This is a genomic window from Candidatus Tisiphia endosymbiont of Empis tessellata (assembly GCF_964031035.1).
Lineage (GTDB): Bacteria > Pseudomonadota > Alphaproteobacteria > Rickettsiales > Rickettsiaceae > Tisiphia.
In genome coordinates, this window is sequence record NZ_OZ034997.1 from 86726 (window position 1) to 106131 (window position 19406).

Sequence of the window (19406 nt, forward strand, 5' to 3'; positions counted from 1 at the left end):
AATTAATTAAAATTAACTATGCTTCTTATCACTTTGTCAAGATAAGATAACAAATACGACAAGGATAATTTAGGTTGTGTGAACATTTCTATCTAATGGTCTTATAGATCGTTATTTCCGTTCTCGAATTCGTAACGGAATTTAGTCCAAGGCAATTTAGTTATTTACATGATACAAAGATATTGCTATTTTGTCTACAAAAGTTAAAAAAATATGAACTAATTTTTAGGGATTTAATGCCTCTGTGGTGGAATGGTAGACACGGTAGACTCAAAATCTACAGCTCAAAAGGCGTGCTGGTTCAAGTCCGGTCAGAGGTACCATCTATGATACCATTTCCCAAAACTAAATTAGCACTAGGAGTACGAGTGTCGAGCACCGGAGCGTACATACTAGTACGTGAGGAGCGGAGATCATGAAGTACGACGACGTGATGATTAGTTTTCGGAAATGGTATAACTTCAAGAAGAGCTAGCTGTGCGTACATGAGTAACGGAGCAACTTCGATCTTTAGGTCGCGGAAACCTTAATTCTAGAAGGTCTAGCTGAGTATATATACAGAAACAATATTTAGGCAATGAAGGTTAGTTACATCAAATGAGTACACATAACAATATTAATGATGTTGTAGAAATTACAGCACAAAGTGGTTCATCAATTTTCTCTATGATATCATCCACTGATATTATAGGAAAATCTGTTATGATAATTTTGGTAATTGCTTCAATTTGGGCATGGACAATAATTATAGATAAGATAGTTCATTTAGTTCAAATAAGAAAGAAAATTACAACTTTTGAAGCTACTTTTTGGTCTGGAGCAGTTTTAGATCAGTTATATGAAACTATTAAAAGAACAATGAATAATCCTCTTGCCGCAGTTTTTGTAGCAGCTATGAACGAATGTAAACGCCAAAATCCTAACAACCTCACTGATGCACTTAAAATTAGCCATAAAGAGCGAATAATACAATCTATGTACTTGATAAGGAATCGTGAACTTGAAAGATTAGAGCAAAATTTAGGTTTTTTGGCAACTGTTGCTTCTAGTACACCATTTATAGGGTTATTTGGTACTGTTTGGGGGATTATGCATAGTTTTCAATCTATTGCAGCATCAAAAAATACCTCACTTGCTATCGTAGCTCCTGGCATTGCAGAAGCTCTACTTGCAACAGCAATAGGTCTATTTGCAGCAATTCCGGCAGTGATTTTTTATAACTACCTTTCTTCACAAATAATTAAGATTAATAACAAAATTGATGATTTCATTAATGAGCTTAGTTCTATACTATCAAGAGCCATAGATGAAGGGAAAATGTAATGGCTATACAATTACCAAATTCAAACAATCAAATATCTAGACGTAATTTAGTCAGTGAGATCAACGTTACACCACTCGTTGACGTCATGTTAGTGCTATTGATCATCTTTATGATAACCTCTCCAATGCTAGTGTCCGGTATTAATGTTGATTTACCAGAAACAACTTCTAGCCCACTGTCAGGACAAGATGAACCGTTAGTGATTAGTATTAACAACAAAGGAGAATTATATTTATTGGAATCTAAAATAGAGAGACAAAATTTAGCTACTAAGCTAACTAATATTACAAAAGAAAAGAAAGATATTAGAATTTTTGTAAGAGGCGACAAAAATGTGCCATATGGCGAGGTAGTTAGCGTTGTATCTGAAATCCATGCAGCAGGCTTTTCTAAGGTAGCACTAGTTTCAAATATTAAATATAATGAAAAATAATAATATAAATAATAATATTTTTTCTATTTCTTTTATTTGCTCCGTAGTACTTCATTTACTAATAATATATTTCTTCTTATTTGGTCTTCCATCATTGTTTAAAAAATCTCCTGAAGAACAAGTAATAGTTTTTGAAATGTTACTAATTAATACTAAATCTAATATACCCAATAAAATAAAACAATCTGAAAAAGCTATAGAAAATCAAGATACAAAAAAAGTAGAACAAAGTAAACCTGATGATACAGAAGAGAAGAGACCCTTAGAGAAGCCTCTAGAGAAACTTCTAGAAGAAAAGAAGCCTGTAGAAACAAAGCCTATAGAAAAGAAGAAGCCTGCAGAAGAAAAAAAACCTGTAGAAACAAAGAAGCCACTCGAGAAAAAAAAGAAAATTCCTAATAAAAGTGACTTAGATTCTTTGCTTAAAAATTTAGAACAATCATTTGAAGGGTCGAGTGCAAAATCAAATAAACAAGCTAGGTCCAAAGAAAATAAAGAAACCCAAGAATCAAAAGGTCCTTACGATGACACATTGCCTCTTTCCATCAGTGAAATATCTCTAATTAAACAACAAATAGAGAGAGTATGGAGCAAACCTATTGGGATACAAAACCTTGAGCAGCTACGGGTAACTTTGTATATAGCTTTAAATCAAGATGGCAGTGTCAAAGAAGTAAAAGTCAAAGAAACAATATGCCCAAATATAACAAAAATAGCTTGTGACGCTCTATCTGACAGTGCAATGAGAGCAGTATGGCAAGCAAGTCCTATTAATAATCTAGACCCTCAGCGTTACAAGAGCTGGAAAGAATTTAATTTTCTTTTTGATCCAAGTATGTAAAATATTTGCATAATTATTATATTTTTCAAGATTTATACTTAGTGCTAGTCAAATTTCCTCTATATTAGTATTAATTTTTAGATTTGGGATTAGGATAAAACCAAATAAAGAGTACGGCAAATAATAAAGATAGGTTTAGTAGTAAATTCCATTCTGTCATAGATATATCAAATAATTTAACTGCCGGTTTTGTGCAAGTCGCAATAGGTTGGCTATAAAATATTTCTTTAATATCTTGGATGGATAAGTGCTTTGGAATATGGATTAAAGTTGAACAAAGACTACTTGGTTCAAATACCCCTCTTTCCACTCCACTATGATAGCCTGCTAATATGCAAGCACCTAATAAATTTAGAACGATAAAAAATAAAGTATATTTGCTGATTTTCTTGATAAGAATCGCTACAACTGAAATCTTGATTGTAAATAAATATGGGAATCTTTGATAAATACACAAAGGGCAAGGTGAAAAATGTAATATATATTCGACAAAATAAGCCAAAGATAAGGCAAAGATGCATGTACAAATTAGGGCTATATGTAAAACTCTAAAGCTATCTTTGCGAATAAAATGAACAATAGAAAGAATAGTCATAAGTAAATACTAATTTTTAAGCCGCTATTGTCTAAGAATATTATAAAAAACTCAAGAGATAAATTTATAAATTTACAGAAAACCACGTATATTATACTCAATATGCGAAATTAAACTATATAGAAATGGATATTATAGATGTCAGAATTAGAAATTTTAGAAGATGCTGTTAAGTCAAACGCTTGGCCTTTTTTAGAAGCAAAAAAAATATTAGATCAACTGGATAGCAAAACTCCAGCTAAAGGTTATGTATTATTTGAAACTGGTTATGGACCGTCAGGGATACCACATATAGGTACATTTGCAGAAGTTGCTAGATCTATAATGGTGCAAGAAGCATTTAAACAACTATCCAATATCCCAACTAAGATTATCTGTTTTTCTGATGACATGGATGGTTTGCGTAAAGTCCCAAATAATATCCCAAATCCTGATATGGTGGCATCACATATTGGCAAGCCTTTAACATCTATTCCTGATCCTTTTGGCGAATGTGAAAGTTATGGACATTATATGAACGCTAAGCTTCGCTCATTTTTAGATAGATTTGGCTTCAAATATGAATTTTTTAGTAGTACAGAATGTTATAAATCCGGTTTATTTGATCAGATGATGCTTAAAGTCATAGACAAATATGATGAAATAATGGCTCTAATGTTACCAACTTTTCGAGAAGAACGACAGGCAACTTATTCACCTTTTATGCCAATTTGTCCAAAAACCGGTATTGTACTACAAGTACCTATTGCAAAGATCGATCGCTTAGCCGCTACTATTACCTATAAAGACGATGAAGGGAAGTTTGTGGAAGTTCCTGTGACAAAGGGATATTGTAAGCTGCAATGGAAACCTGATTTGGGTATGCGGTGGGCTGCCCTGCAAGTGGATTATGAAATGTATGGTAAGGAGCATATGCCTAATGCTAGGTTATATTCTGAGATTTGTCGAATTTTAGAGGGGATTCCACCAGTACAATTTTTTTATGAATTATTTCTTAATGAAAGCGGAGAGAAAATCTCTAAATCTACAGGCAATGGCATTACTGTTGATCAATGGCTGCAATATGCACCGGTGGAAAGTATGTCGTTATTTATGTACCAAAATCCAACAAGAGCCAAACGTTTACATTTTGATGTGATACCTAAAAATGTTGATGAATATATTACTTTCAATAAAAAATATCACTTAGAAACAGATCAAGTAAAGCGTTTTGCCAATCCAGTACACCATATTCATCATGGGAATGTGCCTATTATTGAAACTTTTGGTATTAGTTTTAGCTTATTGCTTAACCTAGCATCGGTTTGCAATCCTGAAGATAAATCGGTACTTTGGGGATTTATCAGTAAGTACGCCCCGAGTGCAACGAAACAAAATGCCCCGTACCTTGATCATTTGACAGATTTTGCCACTCGTTATTATAATGACTTTATTAAAACTAATAAGTGCTATTTAGTTCCTAATGATCAGCAAAAAATTATCTTACAAGAAATTATCGCTATGTTAAATGTTTTGCCGGGAGATATTACTTCCGAGCAAATCCAAGAAAAAATTTATGATATTGGTAATAAGCATGGTTATAATAATTTAAGAGATTATTTTAAAGAATTATATCAAATATTACTTGGGCAAACTGAAGGACCAAGGCTTGGGTCTTTTATTAAGCTTTTTGGTATTAAGGACTCTATAAATTTAATTCAACAGAAACTAGTTTAATCTTAAGTGTCGATGTAAGACTCGATAATCAAGTTTTTTAGAATTATTAAAAGATACGTCTATTAGCGAGGAGTCGCGAAAAGCGTCGTCGTAGCAATCTTTTGAAGTAATACTTGTCCCTACTTCACAACAAAATTGCCGCGTTGGCGATTCCATCGCCTCCTCGCTAATAGACGTATAAAGAAGCTGTATTTACTAACTTTCAACAGTTGTGGGATGATATTGTTTTGACGCTAGTACTACAACTGTAGTAGTATAAAAGATAAATTTTATAAATTGATATCAATTTGCAACTTAATTTTGTTTTTATAATCTTTCTCAAAACATTTTGCCATAAAATATGCTAATATTGCAAAGAACATAAGATATATGATTGGCAATAATTGAAAATTTAGGTATCTCATTAATATTAAACAAACAGAATTAGCACTGCCAGACATCAACATTGACCCAATATTATGACCAAGACTTACTGCACGATAACGATCATTGACAGCAAAAGCTTTTGTCATTATACCATGCGAAAGAGCATTGAAAGGAGCAACAAAACATGCTAGCATTAAACAAGAACCCAAAGCTAAATTAACCATCTGATAGTTAACGGATATAATAAATAATAGACTAGATACAATAGTACCAAATAAGCTAAACTTAAATACTAACATTTGACTAAGCCGATCTGCTAACAAGCCAGCAATAGGCATAGGAATGGCAAAACATATGGTTATTAAAACTGAAAATGTACTAATAATGAAACTAGTTTGCGGTAGGATCATAGGCAAATATTGTTTCATAAACATAACGGATATTTGATAAGTCGCACCAAATCCACCAGCAAGAAACACTGCCATCAAAATAACTCGCCACTGCTTCTTAATTAAAATAGCTAAGCTTTGCGTCTTCGTTTTACTGTCTTGATTCTTTTTAAATTCCGGTGTTTCATCAAATGTTCGGCGAAAATATAAAACGATTAAAGCTAAAGGTAAACTAAAGAAAAAAGGAATACGCCAACTCCAATCTGGAAAAATATGGGCATTAAAAAAATTGGTTGCTCCATTCCCTAGTAATAAACCTACAACCCCAGTACAACGAGTTATTGCTGAAGCTGTATATCGGTATTTCTCCCCTAAATGTTCGATAACATAAATAGCCGCTCCATCATATTCTCCACCTATAAAAAAACCTTGCATAAAGCGACAAAAAGTCAAAATTATTGTACCCCACACACCAATAGATGAGTATTCTGGCAGGAAGCCTATAACCATCGTAGGTATTCCAATACCTATGATGGTTATACTTAATGCAGCTTTACGCCCATACAAGTCTCCGATACGCCCAAAAATCAGTGATCCCATAGGTTTTGATAAATATGCTATCGCATAAATAGCAAAAACATTTATTAGATTAGTTAGATAATCAGTATTTGGAAAGAATTTTGCTGCCATAATACCAGCAGAGAAACCATACAAACCATAATCATAATATTCAACTATTGTACCTAGAAATGCTCCGATAATTTTATTTCTTGTTTTTTTTTTCACTATATACGGCTCATAATTTAGTACTTTGTTTAAGAGCCTTCAGTTAACAATTTATTTCTAACTGAAGGTGCTAAGTTAATATTAAGCTCTTTTAAAGCTTTTTCATCAATATAATCAGGAGCATTCATCAATAAATCTTCCGCTTGCTGATTTAGTGGGAAAGCTATTACCTCTCTAACATTAGTTGAATCAGTTAATAACATAACCATCCTATCTATTCCAGGGGCTATCCCGCCATGTGGAGGGGCTCCAAATTTAAAAGCCCTGATCATACCACCAAACTTTTTATCAACAACTTCCGGGGAGTATCCGGCAATCTCAAAAGCTTTATACATTATTTCCGGTTTATGATTTCTAATTGCTCCACTAGATAACTCAATACCATTACAAACAATATCATATTGATATGCTTTGATGGCTAGTAAATCATCTACTGTTTTGGCTGATTCTAGCACTCCCATTCCACCTTGTGGCATAGAAAACGGATTATGGCTAAAATCTATTTTCTTGGTTTGCTCATTTAATTCATAAAATGGGAAATCTGTTATCCAACAAAACTCAAAACAATCTTTTTTAAGTAAGTCTAATTCTTCCCCTAATTTAGTTCGTAGCTTGCCAGCAAGTTTAGATGCTTTATCAGCTTTATCACTAGAGAAGAAGACAGCATCACCATTTTGTAGATTCGCTAAAGACTTTAAATTCAATAATTGCTCATCTGTTAGAAATTTAACAATAGGTCCTTTAGCTTGTCCATTTTCTAGAAACTGGATATAACCAAGCCCGCTTGCTCCCTCGGAAGTTGCAAATTCTGCCATTTTGTCAAAGAAACTTCTAGGTAAAGCAGAAGCTTTAGGAGCTGGCACAGCTCTAACAACAGAGCCATTTTTTATATTTTCTTTAAAAATAGCAAAGTTAGAATTTCTAAATAATTCTGTAACATCTGCAATGATCAGAGGGTTTCTAAGATCTGGCTTATCAGAACCATATTTTAGCATTGCTTGTTCATATGGAATTTGTACAAAAGGTGTATTTGATACTTCTTTATCAGAAAATTTGCTGAATATCTCATACATTACCGGCTCAATGGTATTAAATACCTCTTCCTGCGTAACAAAAGACATCTCTACATCTAACTGATAAAACTCACCTGGTGACCTATCAGCCCTAGCATCTTCATCTCTAAAACAAGGGGCTATTTGAAAATAACGATCAAATCCTGACACCATAAGCAATTGTTTAAATTGCTGCGGTGCTTGTGGTAATGCATAAAATTTACCAGGATGTAATCTGCTTGGAACTAAGAAGTCCCTAGCTCCTTCTGGTGAACTAGCCGTTAGAATCGGTGTTTGAAACTCCGTAAACCCTTTTTGCGTCATCAGATGCCGCACGTGAGCAATAACTTGCGATCTTAACATAATGTTATTATGTAATTTCTCGCGTCTAAGATATAAGAAGCGATATTTTAATCTAGTGTCTTCAGGGGCAGGTTGATCAGAATTGACTAACAATGGTAAATTTTCAGCATTAGACTCAACTATAAACTCACTTGCCAATATTTCAATTTTACCAGTCATTAACGAGTCGTTTATTGTTTCATCACTCCTTGCTATCACTTTACCTACAACAGTTATAACTGATTCATACCTTAACCGACTAGCATCATCCATTAAACTTGGATTTTGATCAGTAAATACCAACTGGCTTATACCAAAATGATCCCTAAGATCAATAAAGACTAAATTACCGTGATCCCTTCTTCTATGTACCCAGCCGGATAATTTTACCCTTTGCCCAGCATCCTTTAATCGCAATTCATTACAATTATGCGTCCTGTATTTATGCATTCTATATCTCTTAAAATGAAAGGATTATATAAAAATATCTCCATTAAGCAATAAGCTTCTTCATCCTTGCAAGCTAAATTTCTCTTAAAACTTGTAGAACAATATATCATGAAATTTGAATACACTAATACCATTTATGAAATAATTTTATAAAGATTAAAAAGAAACTTTGTGTTTTGTACCTAAATAATTAAGTTGTTTGGTTGAAGAAGTTCTAATACAAACATTACCTGGTATTTCTCCAAGAAACCTAGAAGGAGAGGATCTTATTATTTCATAAAACATAAAACGACTTTCTGCATAAGTAATATACAGGTCTTTCTTAGCTCTAGTAATACCCACATAGGCGATTCTCCTCTCTTCTTCTAAACCTTTTTCCCCCTCTCTTAGTGATCGCTGATGTGGAAACACCCCCTCTTCCCAACCTGGTAGAAAAACTAGATCAAATTCAAGACCTTTAGCAGCATGAAGAGTCATAATGCTAACAGAACCACCAAAATTTGATTCTAATTCCTCATTTTCCATTACCAAACTAGAATGTTCTATAAAGTCTTGAATATTATCGAATTCCACGATTGCTCTAAGCATTTCATTAATATTTTCAATTCTGCCAGTTGCTTCATCTGTTTTTTCTTCTTGTAGCATCTCAAGATAACCTGATTCTTCTAGTAAAGACTTAGTGACATTAATAGCTGGGTCATTTCTATATCGTAAACTCCAATTATCGATATTACTAATAAATTTGTTTAGACTATCTTTGACTTTATTTTTAAAAATTTCTGCTTGTAACATCTGACGAATGGCAGCAATAATAGGTATATTATGTTCAACCGCATAATCTTTTATTTGTTTTAATGTGGTATTACCAATTGCTCTCCTTGGAACATTTATTATGCGTTCAAGAGCAAGATTGTCACTATGATTTAAAGTGATACGTATATAGGCAAGTAAGTCACGTATCTCCATTCGTTCATAAAACTTAAGACCACCTATAATTTTGTATGGTAATGCATTACTAATAAACACTTCTTCAAATGCTCTAGTTTGGAAACCTGCTCTAACTAATATCGCAACTAATCCTGCATTATACTTTCCTTCTGTAACTAACTTGCTAATTTCAGATACAACGAATCTTGCTTCTTCTTTATCATTCCAACAAGATATAATTTTAATTTTTTCTCCATCATTTTTATCAGTCCATAATGTTTTACCGTGACGATTCTTATTATGGTTAATTACACTTGATGCAGCTAATAAAATTTTTGAACTAGATCTATAATTTTGTTCTAATTTTATTATTGTAGCATTTGGAAAATCCTTTTCAAAACGTAATATATTACCAACTTCTGCACCCCGCCAACTATATATAGATTGATCATCATCACCAACACAGCAGATATTTTTTGAGCTACTTGCCAGCATCCTCGCCCAAAGATACTGAACAGCATTAGTGTCTTGATACTCATCAATCAGAATATATTTATATTGTTCCTGATAATACTTTAATATTATAGGGTTTTTTATAAACAATTCATTATTGTAAAGTAGTAAATCCCCGAAATCTACTACATTAGATGCTAGTAAATTTTGCTGATATTCGTCATAGACAAATTGAGCCACTTTATGAATTGGTAGCTTAATATCAGATTCAGAAAGTTTATATGGCAATAATCCCTGATCTTTCCAACATGAAATAATAATATGTAAAAGTTTGGGAACATATTTTTTGGTATCTATATTTTTCTGCTTAACTATATCTTTAACCAATTTAAGTTGATCATCAGGGCTAATAATAGTAAACCTACTATTCAAGCTAAAATTCAAATGTTCTGCTTGCTGACGCAAAATTCTTGCTGCTATAGAATGAAATGTACCTATATTTAGCCCATAACAATCAATCATTTTGTTGATTCGATCTTGCATTTCTCTAGCAGCTTTATTAGTAAAAGTAACTGCTAGAATATTTTGAGGTAGAGTTAACCCTTGCTGGATTATGTTGGCTATTCTAGTTGTTAACACTTTAGTTTTACCAGTCCCTGCTCCAGCAAGTACAAGAATAGGACCATGTACATGGGACACTGCTAGCAGTTGTTGAGGATTTAATGAGTTTAGGAAACTTTGTTGTGTCATGATTTAGTACTACAATTGTAGATTAGTGGAGTTATAGTCAGATAGTTTGATATTTTGTTTATAATGATGTCAGAAACATCAAAAACTTATTATGCTAATTCTCAATTTTTAAAAATTTCCATAAGCTACACTTAAGATTCATTAGCTACAAGAGTTAATTTTTGGATGTCTTCTATACTCAAACCAGTAGACTCAGCAATGACGTCAATTGATAATCCAGCTTTAAGTAAGTTTTTAGCTATAACAATTTTCTCTCTAGCTTCTCCTCTAGCTTCAGCAGCTTGCAATTCATCTCTATCGTTATAAAGTTTTTTTTGGTAATAGGAGTAGTTTGCCCTCTCTTCTTTGATCATTTTGAGAATGTTAAGCTTATCCGCTACTTGGCTCATATAAGGCGAATAATAGTTTGGTGGTACTTTATCATATTTCATGACATGTAGCCAGTCATCAATCTCTTTCTCTAAACGATCATTAAACAAAGGCACTGATATATAAAAATACTCTGGTAGGATGTCAGTAGCATCAAAAACCTCAAAAGTCTCCATGTTCTTAATATGCACATTTAATCTTTCATTAGTTTCTATCTCATGAATAATAGTTTTACCATGGTAAATAGCTCCATTACCATTTCCTATAGGAAAATAGAGTAGGGATATATGAAATATCTTTATTATTTGGGTATAATCTTCTCTTTGAGCAAGGTTATCAACGATGAGTCTTGAGGTGTTAAAGCAGGCCTTATGAATAAAAGAATCCTTAACATTACGCTCGATTTCAATAATGTATTTATGGTGATCTTCGTTTTCTACAATTACATCAGCTAGACTTCTTTTGCTTTTACTATCTTCTTTGTTACTCTCGGTCTCAAGTAAGGCTACTATTTTAACGTCCTTATAACCCTTGGTCTTAAGAATATCTGAGATAAAACCTTCTACTATAGCATAATCGCCTTTATCTTTCAGAAGGTACTTAATAGCATAGTCAAAGGAAATTAACGGTTTATCGTTACTCATAATAATTATTTATGTTATTAGTAGTACTCAGTTATACTCAAATGATCCTACGAATTGGATTTGAAAATGAATGGTGAGCATGCTAGGCTATGATATTTTCAAAAAACAATTCGTAGGAGCAGAAGAGTTATTAATATTAAAGCTAATATAGCATAAAATCAATAGTACTACTAGCTTCATTATTAAATTAACCAATGTGGTTGAAGTTAAGCATAGTTAATTCATATGATTATCTTTTATAACTGTCAGCAAAGAGTTTTTTAAAACAAGAGCTTTTTCATTATATTTTTTAATGAAGTCAGGTAGCTTAGAACAGATTATATCAATATTTTGTCGAACCTTTTCTACGGCATTAAATATAGTTAACGGACAGTCAACACGGTTAACCGTTAACATATCACGTAAAAATTCATCATCATAAACATCCGCTGTAGGACCGACTAAACAAGGTACTCCTAAACCTAGGCTTTCTAAAACTATCATAGGGGAACATTCCGAATTAGTAATGTATAAAGTTAAATTAGTATTTGCCATCAATTTTATTAATTCTTTATGTGGTAAATTCTCAGGAAAGACTTTAAGTTCTACATCTTCCATCATCCAAGAAGCATATTTATTGTTATCAAAAGAGAAATTAGTATAACAACAAACTCGATCTTTAAACATACTTATCGCCGCAAATTGAGGGTAGAGATTCTTAATCCATATGTTTGATGTGCTCCATATACCAATTGTAAATTTACCAGTTTCTCGGGAAATTATCTTTTTTTCTAGCAGCAATGGTATGAAGTTTTGTAATAGATAAGATTGTACACCATTGGCTATAAGAAATTGTTCTAGACCATTTTTCAGAGTGATAATGGATTTAATTTTATGCTGCTTATATAAATTCAACCATCTATAAAAAGTTTGGCAATGACCAATACCTACCCATTGGGCAGGAGAACCATGCCATAAATAGTAGATATTTAAACAATTATCCCCTTTCATTTCATGTAGCTTCTCTACTAATTGAATATGAACATCAAGCCCTCCAGATATAATTAAGTTTTTAATACCTGTTTTTATAAGTAATTTTGCTATTTGAGTAATAACTTTGTCAGGTAAATACGAGTTAATATAACTTATCAAAACGTTGAGTTTTCCCATAGGAAAAGGAATTGTTTTATCAAATAATCCTTTAGTGGAATTAGCAACTCCAGGAAAAATGCTAGGATAAATTACATAAATATCATCCATATCTTTTTGCCCTAGAGGCAGCGGTTCTAGATTTCCGCCGTTGCTGGAATGACATCGATCTTGATTTTGTCCTTGATATTTGATTATAAAATTTTTAAAATTATCATAGTCATTTTTTGAAAAAAAAGAATAGAATATAGTAATTATTCGTCTAACAGACAACTTAACCCAAGAATATTTTAGAAGAAATCGTGCTATTTTCTTAAGAAAGGGTAAGGAAAGGAGTCTTGAGAGTAGTCTATACGTTACAAAGGAAGAATCTTTATTATTAACAAGCTCTATATTTCTTAAAATTTGTTGTTTTGTTTGTAATATCTGTTTTTTGGCATGATTGTTTACTGAGTCTTCTACAAATGAATACCATAAGTTTTGCATTTGAGTTTTATTTGCAAAGATTTCTTGATAAGACAGACAGTTTTGTTGTTTAATCTTTGCTAATAGTTCCCTCTCAACATTTAATTTTTTTATTGCATTTATAAATCCTGTATGATTCCGGTTAATTATAAATTCATGTTGCACCTCAGGTAACACCTCCCTAGCAATACCTACATCTGTAGTGATAATTGCACAACCAAATGCCATAGCTTCAATAATGGTTAGCGGCGTTCCTTCTTGCACAGATGCTATTAGCAAAATGTCTGTTCTTTTTAAAATTTCCCAAATTTCTTGTTTAGAACGTATTCGCTCATTTTTATCCACTATACATCTTTTGATATGAATTCCATCTTTATCAATCTGTTCTAGTGCCGGTATAATTACTGTTTTTAGACCTTTATAATCAGGAGTACTACTATACCAACTTCCCCAAGAACTATTACCAATCCATGTTACAACTAAACTTGCATGATCTTCATCATGACTTGATTCCGCATCATGAATTAGTACATTATCATAAATTACTTGCCAAGGCTTTGGATAATCTATGATATTTGCATAAATATCATATAATCTTTTAGAAGTAGTGTAGTAGTTATCAATAAATTGGAAAGTTGGTAAATTTTTTAATATTTCACTTTCAATAAATAGATGATCAGGTATGCTAGTGGTAATGGTAGTATTTACTAATATTTCTCCTGAAGCCTTACTATTACTAGAATTATCTGCTATGCTTCTTAGTAATTCTATCAGATAGCCACGATAGAAAAAATGTATTAATTTAATAGAAGTATATTGGTTTAATTTGATTAAAAAATCCTTATATGTTTTGTAATCACAGCTGTAAATAATATGACAATCATATTGGTTGCTTAGCAAAGATTGAACATATTGAGCGACGTTATCAAAAGCCCATCCCCTAATATCAGATACTAAAATCAGGGTTTCTTTTGAATTCATAAATTTACACTAAATAGCTCTAATAATCCAGCTTCTAACTCATATACTGGCATATAATTTAAAAGTTGCTGAGCCAATTCTGTGCTGCCAACAGAAATATTTATACTCCCGGTCTGAGTTGGTAGATATTTTATTCCTTTGACAATAGCAATCTTATTAATTAGTTGAATAAGTTCATTTATAGAGTAGGTACGTCCCGTACAAACATTTAGTATAGGGGCTGAGGTACTCGCAATAGACAAGGCTCTAACACACATATTGGTAACATCTGAAACATGTATAAAATCACGACTTTGATTACCATCACCAAAAACAACCAGCTCCTTACCCTCTTCTACTTTCTGTTTAAATATTGATATTACACCAGAGTAATCAGAACCTCTAAGTTGCCCTTTACCATAAACATTAAAAAGGCGTAAACCACAGGTTTTAAGAGATTTAAGCTCACCAAAAACCTTAGCTTGCAGCTCACAGGCTAATTTATCCACTGCATAAGGAGAAAGCGGGTTTACCTTACCATCCTCTTGTAAAGGAAAGTCACTTACTGTGCCATAAACGGCAGCAGATGATGCATATACAACGGGTATATTCTGTTTACTTGCCTGAAGAAATATATTAATAGTTCCTGTTAAATTCACTTGATGATTGTGATACCAATTATCAATTGATTCCTGTACATTTGCTATCGCTGCAAGATGGAAGCAACCATCAATATTTCTAAATAGTTTTTCTAAAATATCTTGATCTAAGATATTCCCTTGAACAAATTCAACATTTTTATTAAACGAATTATTGAAATTACCTGTTGAAAGATCATCTAATATTACAACCTGATTACCTTCTTTTACTAGTAAGTTAACAAGATGTGAGCCGATGAAGCCAGCACCTCCAGTAACTAAATAATTTGACATATGCTATTAGTGCAATTAATTTTTATGATATAATTAAGTGGGTATTTGCTCTATAGGTATATTTATAGAATTATTATTAAGAAAAGCAAATGAAAAAAATTATCATTTTCACAAATACAGATTGGCACTTTTATGCCCATCTTCTACCAATTGCTTTAACTGCTAAAATGCAAGGCTATGAAGTTAAAGTGTTAACAAATATTAGTGAATTCAAAGATAAGATAGAACAGCATGGTTTACAAGTAATTCCAATTTCAATAAAGCGTGGAAGTATCAACCCTTTTACTGATTTACTATTATTAATCAAGTTAATTAGCATATTAAATAAAGAGAAACCGGATATATTGCATAATTTTACTATAAAACCAATTTTTTATGGGAGTATAACTGCCTTCTTATGCAGTATATGCTCAAAACAGAAGAGCTTACCGCAAGTTATTAACACTTTTGTTGGTATGGGTTTAATTTTTATAAGTAGCAATTTTTTGCTAAGATTAGTTAGAAGCATTATAGTTAGAATAATATCCATAATAGGATATTATAGAAGTATGTTATTTGTCGTACAAAACGATGATGATTTAGCCTTACTGGTAAAATTAGCTATAGCACCCAAAAATTTAATTATTAAACAATGCAGCGTTGGTATAGAAACTGAAAAGTTTCCTTTTCTTCTAGAACCACTAGGTAGTAAAATAGTGGTGGCATTGGTAGCTAGAATGATTATTGATAAAGGTATATATGAATTTATATATGCTGCAAAAATATTAAAACAAAAAGGTATAAATGCTGAGTTTTGGTTAGTTGGCGAAGCTGACAAAGATAATAAGCAATCAATAGCACAATCAATATTAGAAGACTATCAAAATCTAGGATATATCAAATATCTTGGTTATCAGAAAAATATAGAAGAAATATGGAAAAAAGCACATATTGCAGTATTACCTTCCTACCGTGAAGGGTTAAGCCGTAGTCTTTTAGAGGCTGGGGCATATGGTAGAGCCATTATTACTACTGATGCCCCAGGTGGTAGAGAATTAATACAAGACCAAATAAACGGATTATTAGTTAAACCGCAAAATACAGAAGATTTAGCAAGAGCTATGGAGCTATTAATCACTATGCCTCTACTTAGAAAACACCTAGGTAAAAAAATTCGACAAGATATTTTAGAAAAATATGATTGCCAATTAATATCCGAGAAGATGGTTAATTTCTACGACTACCCCGAATAAGTATTTATAGTAAAACCTGTAATATTAGGTGACAAGAATATAACAATAATTTCTTAAAGGTTAATGATATTTTTTCTATTTATATCACCTAATTCAATAGGTTTAACTATATACCAAACTTACGTCACTACGAAAAGCCTATTTCTTAGCATTACCCACAAATATTTTGTCAGTAAGAGTACCACCATCATTGCGAGGAGCTGCGACGCAGCAGTGACGAAGCAATCAAGAGATTAGACATAGGCAAGCCAATCTATTGCCTTGATCCCAAATTAGTAATGACTATTTAACCTCAGTTCGATATAAGAATTAATAATTCTTATATCGATACTTGCTTTATTATAAGGAAAAATGCACTCTTGAAGCGGCTGACGCGAGTGCATTTTAACTTTTTTCATCATTCAATATGTGATTTTAATAATTAAAATCACATATTGAATGGAGTATTATATTTTAACAATCAGGTGGGCAGCCGCTTCAAACCTGATTGTTTCTATATATAATACTGAATTCGATGTAACTTGTTACATCGAATTCAGGTTATTTAACTTGATTATAAAGCATTTGTGCTCTTGCGTAGTTAATTGGTTTATTTCTTGGAATTTCTAAAAAATATTCTAGTTGCCATGCTTGAGTTTTTTTAGCTTGCTTGTTTATAACAATGTCCCAAGGTGGATATACCCTTATTGCTCTCTTACCACCTTGGTTATTATGCGAGACTATATCATATTTATACAAAACAGATTGTAGAAATATAAATTGACCAAACTTATCTCCTTTACGCGTTGTTACAATAAAAAGATCAATTGAATCTGCAATATCATATGGCTGAATTGATCCATTCCCAATTCTCTTCCATAGTGTTACAAATTGACCAATTTTTGTAGGAGTAATCTTAGCAACACGAAATCTAACATTCATAGAATTTAACTTGAACATGTAGACTCCATATGCAATACTTTCACTTTCCATTACTGGTTCAGAACATATAAACTGACATGGATTATATATTAGATCTCTCGATGTAATAAGTTCCGAGTGGATTAAATCATTAGTACTCCAAGGTTTGCTGGTAGGATTACAAATAAGATTATTCACCATAGTACCACAGATTTGTTAAAAGTTGAGAATAGCTTTTGAATTATCCCGAATTGGGATAATTAGCACCCCTTTGTTCATAAATATCCAGCTATTCAACGAGATGATATAAGGTCTAATGAACAAAGAGTCATTACAACGAATATTATACATAAAAGTAACCAAAAATAGATTGCTTCGTAGTGCTTCGCTACTTCTTCGATAATAGACGTGGTAATTTGTATAATTATTCCCATAATTAATTTCCATATTTATGGTCATCCCCCCTTAGCCTGCCCTACTCCCTTTCCTCCACTACTAATCCGAAATGCCTCACTTTTATTTTTACCTAGAAAATCTTTAAAATCTTCTTTTGTAAACTTAAACTCAGTAATATTCTTTGCTGGACTTTTACTTGTATCAAATCTCTGATCTTGTTTTTTATCAATAGCTAATAATTCTACAAAATCATTTTTAATTTTACTCGGTGTTGTTGGATTATTTAAGGTCTTAATCAGTGATTCTATAGACTTGGTATCATTTCTAAGTTCATTACTGCGTGCAGTTGCTGCAACTATTACATACTCTTTTAATACAGCCTTGTTATCTTTCCCCTTCCAGCGTTCTTCCGTACAAAAAGATAACAATGTGTCAGCTTTTTCTTGATGATTTCGCATAACATCACGATCTTGCCAAGAGTTCTTTTTTTTAGTTTCTTCCGGTGGGGGTGGGGCTATATGATCTAATAGCTTATTAAAAAAAGTTTTATTCAAATTTTCATTATCATAAACTTCATAAACATTTAGGAGAAATTTTTGTTGTTCAAATGCTTTATCTACCCCTTTACCAAGTTCAAAATTATCTAAATACTCCAAAGTCTGAAAAAGACCTTTAATATGTAAGTACCTTGCATATTTTTCAGCATCATCAAAGCTGAGAGTAGATATACCTTGAGTATTTAATGCAACCGTATTTAATGCATTCTCACGTAAATCATCAAAAGTCTTTTCATTAGTTTTTGTGTATATAAAATTTCCACCAACTTTAGCTAGCATTTTATATACTACATCAAGTAAAAATTTCACTAGGACATTTGGACCTTCAAAATTCTTGGCACTATATATAGCAATATTTGCTGAATCATCCATACCACTACCGAAGGCAAGAGCTAAAACCCTACCTTGCTTTTTTGCTAGGGTAACATTCTCAAAACCATCCAACTCTTCCGTAACATCGACTTTACTGTTATTTTCAGGGAAATAGTCCATAGGAGTGTTGTCTCTATACCCCCCATCGACATACTCGACACCATCAATTTTTACAGGTTGAAAAACTAAAGGAAGAGAAGCGGAAGCATGGCAAGCTCTAGCAATTGGAACATAAGGAGTATTTTCAGCACTAAAAATTTGCAAAGTACTATCATCTCGCCTTACTGCAGTAATTAATAAGTCTTTAAATTGCACTGGATCAAGAAGTCTTAAAAGAGCTAAATCCTTAAAAAGGAGTTCACCACCCTTTTGACATTTGTCTGTTAATTCAATGAATTCTTTCCCGTTAGATTCTATTATAGCTTGAATTTTCATGGATTGTTTTTTAAAATTTTGTTCCTGAAAATCTAAACCTTGAATATTTTCATTTATATCAGCAATCTGCTGACTATTATTATCATCTTGTTGTTTTAATGTTTCAATCGTATTTAAAAGATATTGCCTTTTTTTGTCTAACTCTCTCAGTTCTTCTAAAATCCTTTCATGTCTCGCTGTAGCAAGTTCCACAAAATTTTTGCCCTTTAAAAAATTATAAGCACCTTTTCTTATAGTCTTATCTACAAGCTCGTATAATGGAGTGCCATCTTTACTAAGCGGCACCGGACCAATTGAAAATCCTTGAGTCCCAAGTAAATCTTTGAAGTTTGTATTTTTTGAAATAGCTTCATATTCTTTAGGTGGTATACCAAATGCTGTCACTGTAGCAGCTATTGCCCCTGCCGATGATCCTGCAACTGCTTCTACCCCTTCAATTACTTTAGATTCATTCAAACCCTCATAAACACCAGAATATCCAGCCCCCTTAGCTCCACCACCACTAAAAACCACATATTTAAAAGGACTTTGCTGCCTTTCTTGCATTTCTTTTTGTAATTTACTCATAATCTTTACTCAATTATTATAAGAT

Annotated in this window: 14 protein-coding genes and 1 tRNA gene; 6 read left to right on the top strand and 9 right to left on the bottom strand. The window is 32.4% G+C overall.

The features are described 5' to 3' along the window. Positions 1-238 precede the first annotated feature (238 nt). From AAHM86_RS00505 to AAHM86_RS00520, 4 genes are all read left to right on the top strand, one after another. Positions 239-323 (top strand) — tRNA-Leu (locus AAHM86_RS00505). 274 nt (positions 324-597) lie between these two features. Then, positions 598-1323: a protein TolQ gene (gene tolQ, locus AAHM86_RS00510; RefSeq protein WP_342267886.1), complete on the top strand. Its 726-nt coding sequence runs from the start codon at positions 598-600 to the stop codon at positions 1321-1323. Next, positions 1323-1757, top strand: a complete 435-nt coding sequence (gene tolR / locus AAHM86_RS00515; RefSeq protein ID WP_342267887.1) for a protein TolR — start codon at positions 1323-1325, stop codon at positions 1755-1757. Before tolQ ends, tolR begins: the two co-directional genes overlap by 1 nt. Further along, entirely contained in the window at positions 1747-2598 is an 852-nt protein-coding gene (locus AAHM86_RS00520) for a cell envelope integrity protein TolA (protein ID WP_342267888.1), read from the top strand. Before tolR ends, AAHM86_RS00520 begins: the two co-directional genes overlap by 11 nt. A 70-nt stretch (positions 2599-2668) precedes the next feature. Here the strand turns inward: AAHM86_RS00520 and AAHM86_RS00525 are convergent, their stop codons facing one another. Next, entirely contained in the window at positions 2669-3193 is a 525-nt protein-coding gene (locus tag AAHM86_RS00525) for a disulfide bond formation protein B (RefSeq protein ID WP_342267889.1), read from the bottom strand. A gap of 138 nt (positions 3194-3331) precedes the next feature. Here AAHM86_RS00525 and AAHM86_RS00530 point away from each other — a divergent pair, with 138 nt between their 5' ends. Beyond that, a complete protein-coding gene (locus tag AAHM86_RS00530) occupies positions 3332-4909 on the top strand; it encodes a lysine--tRNA ligase (protein ID WP_342267890.1) in 1578 nt (525 codons plus the stop codon). Between the two features lie 269 nt (positions 4910-5178). Here the strand turns inward: AAHM86_RS00530 and AAHM86_RS00535 are convergent, their stop codons facing one another. The 6 genes from AAHM86_RS00535 to AAHM86_RS00560 form a co-directional block, all read right to left on the bottom strand. Next, complete coding sequence (locus AAHM86_RS00535; protein ID WP_342268323.1) at positions 5179-6453, bottom strand: MFS transporter; 1275 nt, start codon at positions 6451-6453, stop codon at positions 5179-5181. Between the two features lie 26 nt (positions 6454-6479). Further along, on the bottom strand, positions 6480-8294 hold the full coding sequence (gene aspS / locus AAHM86_RS00540; protein ID WP_342267891.1) for an aspartate--tRNA ligase: 1815 nt from the start codon (positions 8292-8294) through the stop codon (positions 6480-6482). Positions 8295-8450: 156 nt separating this feature from the next. Beyond that, positions 8451-10424, bottom strand: coding sequence for a UvrD-helicase domain-containing protein (locus tag AAHM86_RS00545; protein WP_342267892.1), 1974 nt, complete (start codon positions 10422-10424; stop codon positions 8451-8453). 131 nt (positions 10425-10555) lie between these two features. Continuing rightward, positions 10556-11437 (bottom strand): Rpn family recombination-promoting nuclease/putative transposase, encoded by an 882-nt coding sequence (locus AAHM86_RS00550; protein WP_342267893.1) that lies wholly within the window; start codon positions 11435-11437, stop codon positions 10556-10558. A 216-nt stretch (positions 11438-11653) separates the two neighbouring features. After that, positions 11654-14011, bottom strand: coding sequence for a glycosyltransferase (locus AAHM86_RS00555; RefSeq protein WP_342267894.1), 2358 nt, complete (start codon positions 14009-14011; stop codon positions 11654-11656). Then, positions 14008-14922, bottom strand: a complete 915-nt coding sequence (locus tag AAHM86_RS00560) for an NAD-dependent epimerase/dehydratase family protein (protein WP_342267895.1) — start codon at positions 14920-14922, stop codon at positions 14008-14010. The genes AAHM86_RS00555 and AAHM86_RS00560 overlap by 4 nt, the downstream gene beginning before the upstream one ends. Before the next feature lie 89 nt (positions 14923-15011). Here AAHM86_RS00560 and AAHM86_RS00565 point away from each other — a divergent pair, with 89 nt between their 5' ends. After that, positions 15012-16154, top strand: coding sequence for a glycosyltransferase family 4 protein (locus AAHM86_RS00565; protein ID WP_342267896.1), 1143 nt, complete (start codon positions 15012-15014; stop codon positions 16152-16154). Positions 16155-16694: 540 nt separating this feature from the next. Here the strand turns inward: AAHM86_RS00565 and AAHM86_RS00570 are convergent. Beyond that, positions 16695-17255 (bottom strand): MepB family protein, encoded by a 561-nt coding sequence (locus tag AAHM86_RS00570; RefSeq protein WP_342267897.1) that lies wholly within the window; start codon positions 17253-17255, stop codon positions 16695-16697. Between the two features lie 254 nt (positions 17256-17509). After that, positions 17510-19381, bottom strand: a complete 1872-nt coding sequence (locus AAHM86_RS00575; protein WP_342267898.1) for a patatin-like phospholipase family protein — start codon at positions 19379-19381, stop codon at positions 17510-17512. Positions 19382-19406 lie beyond the last annotated feature (25 nt).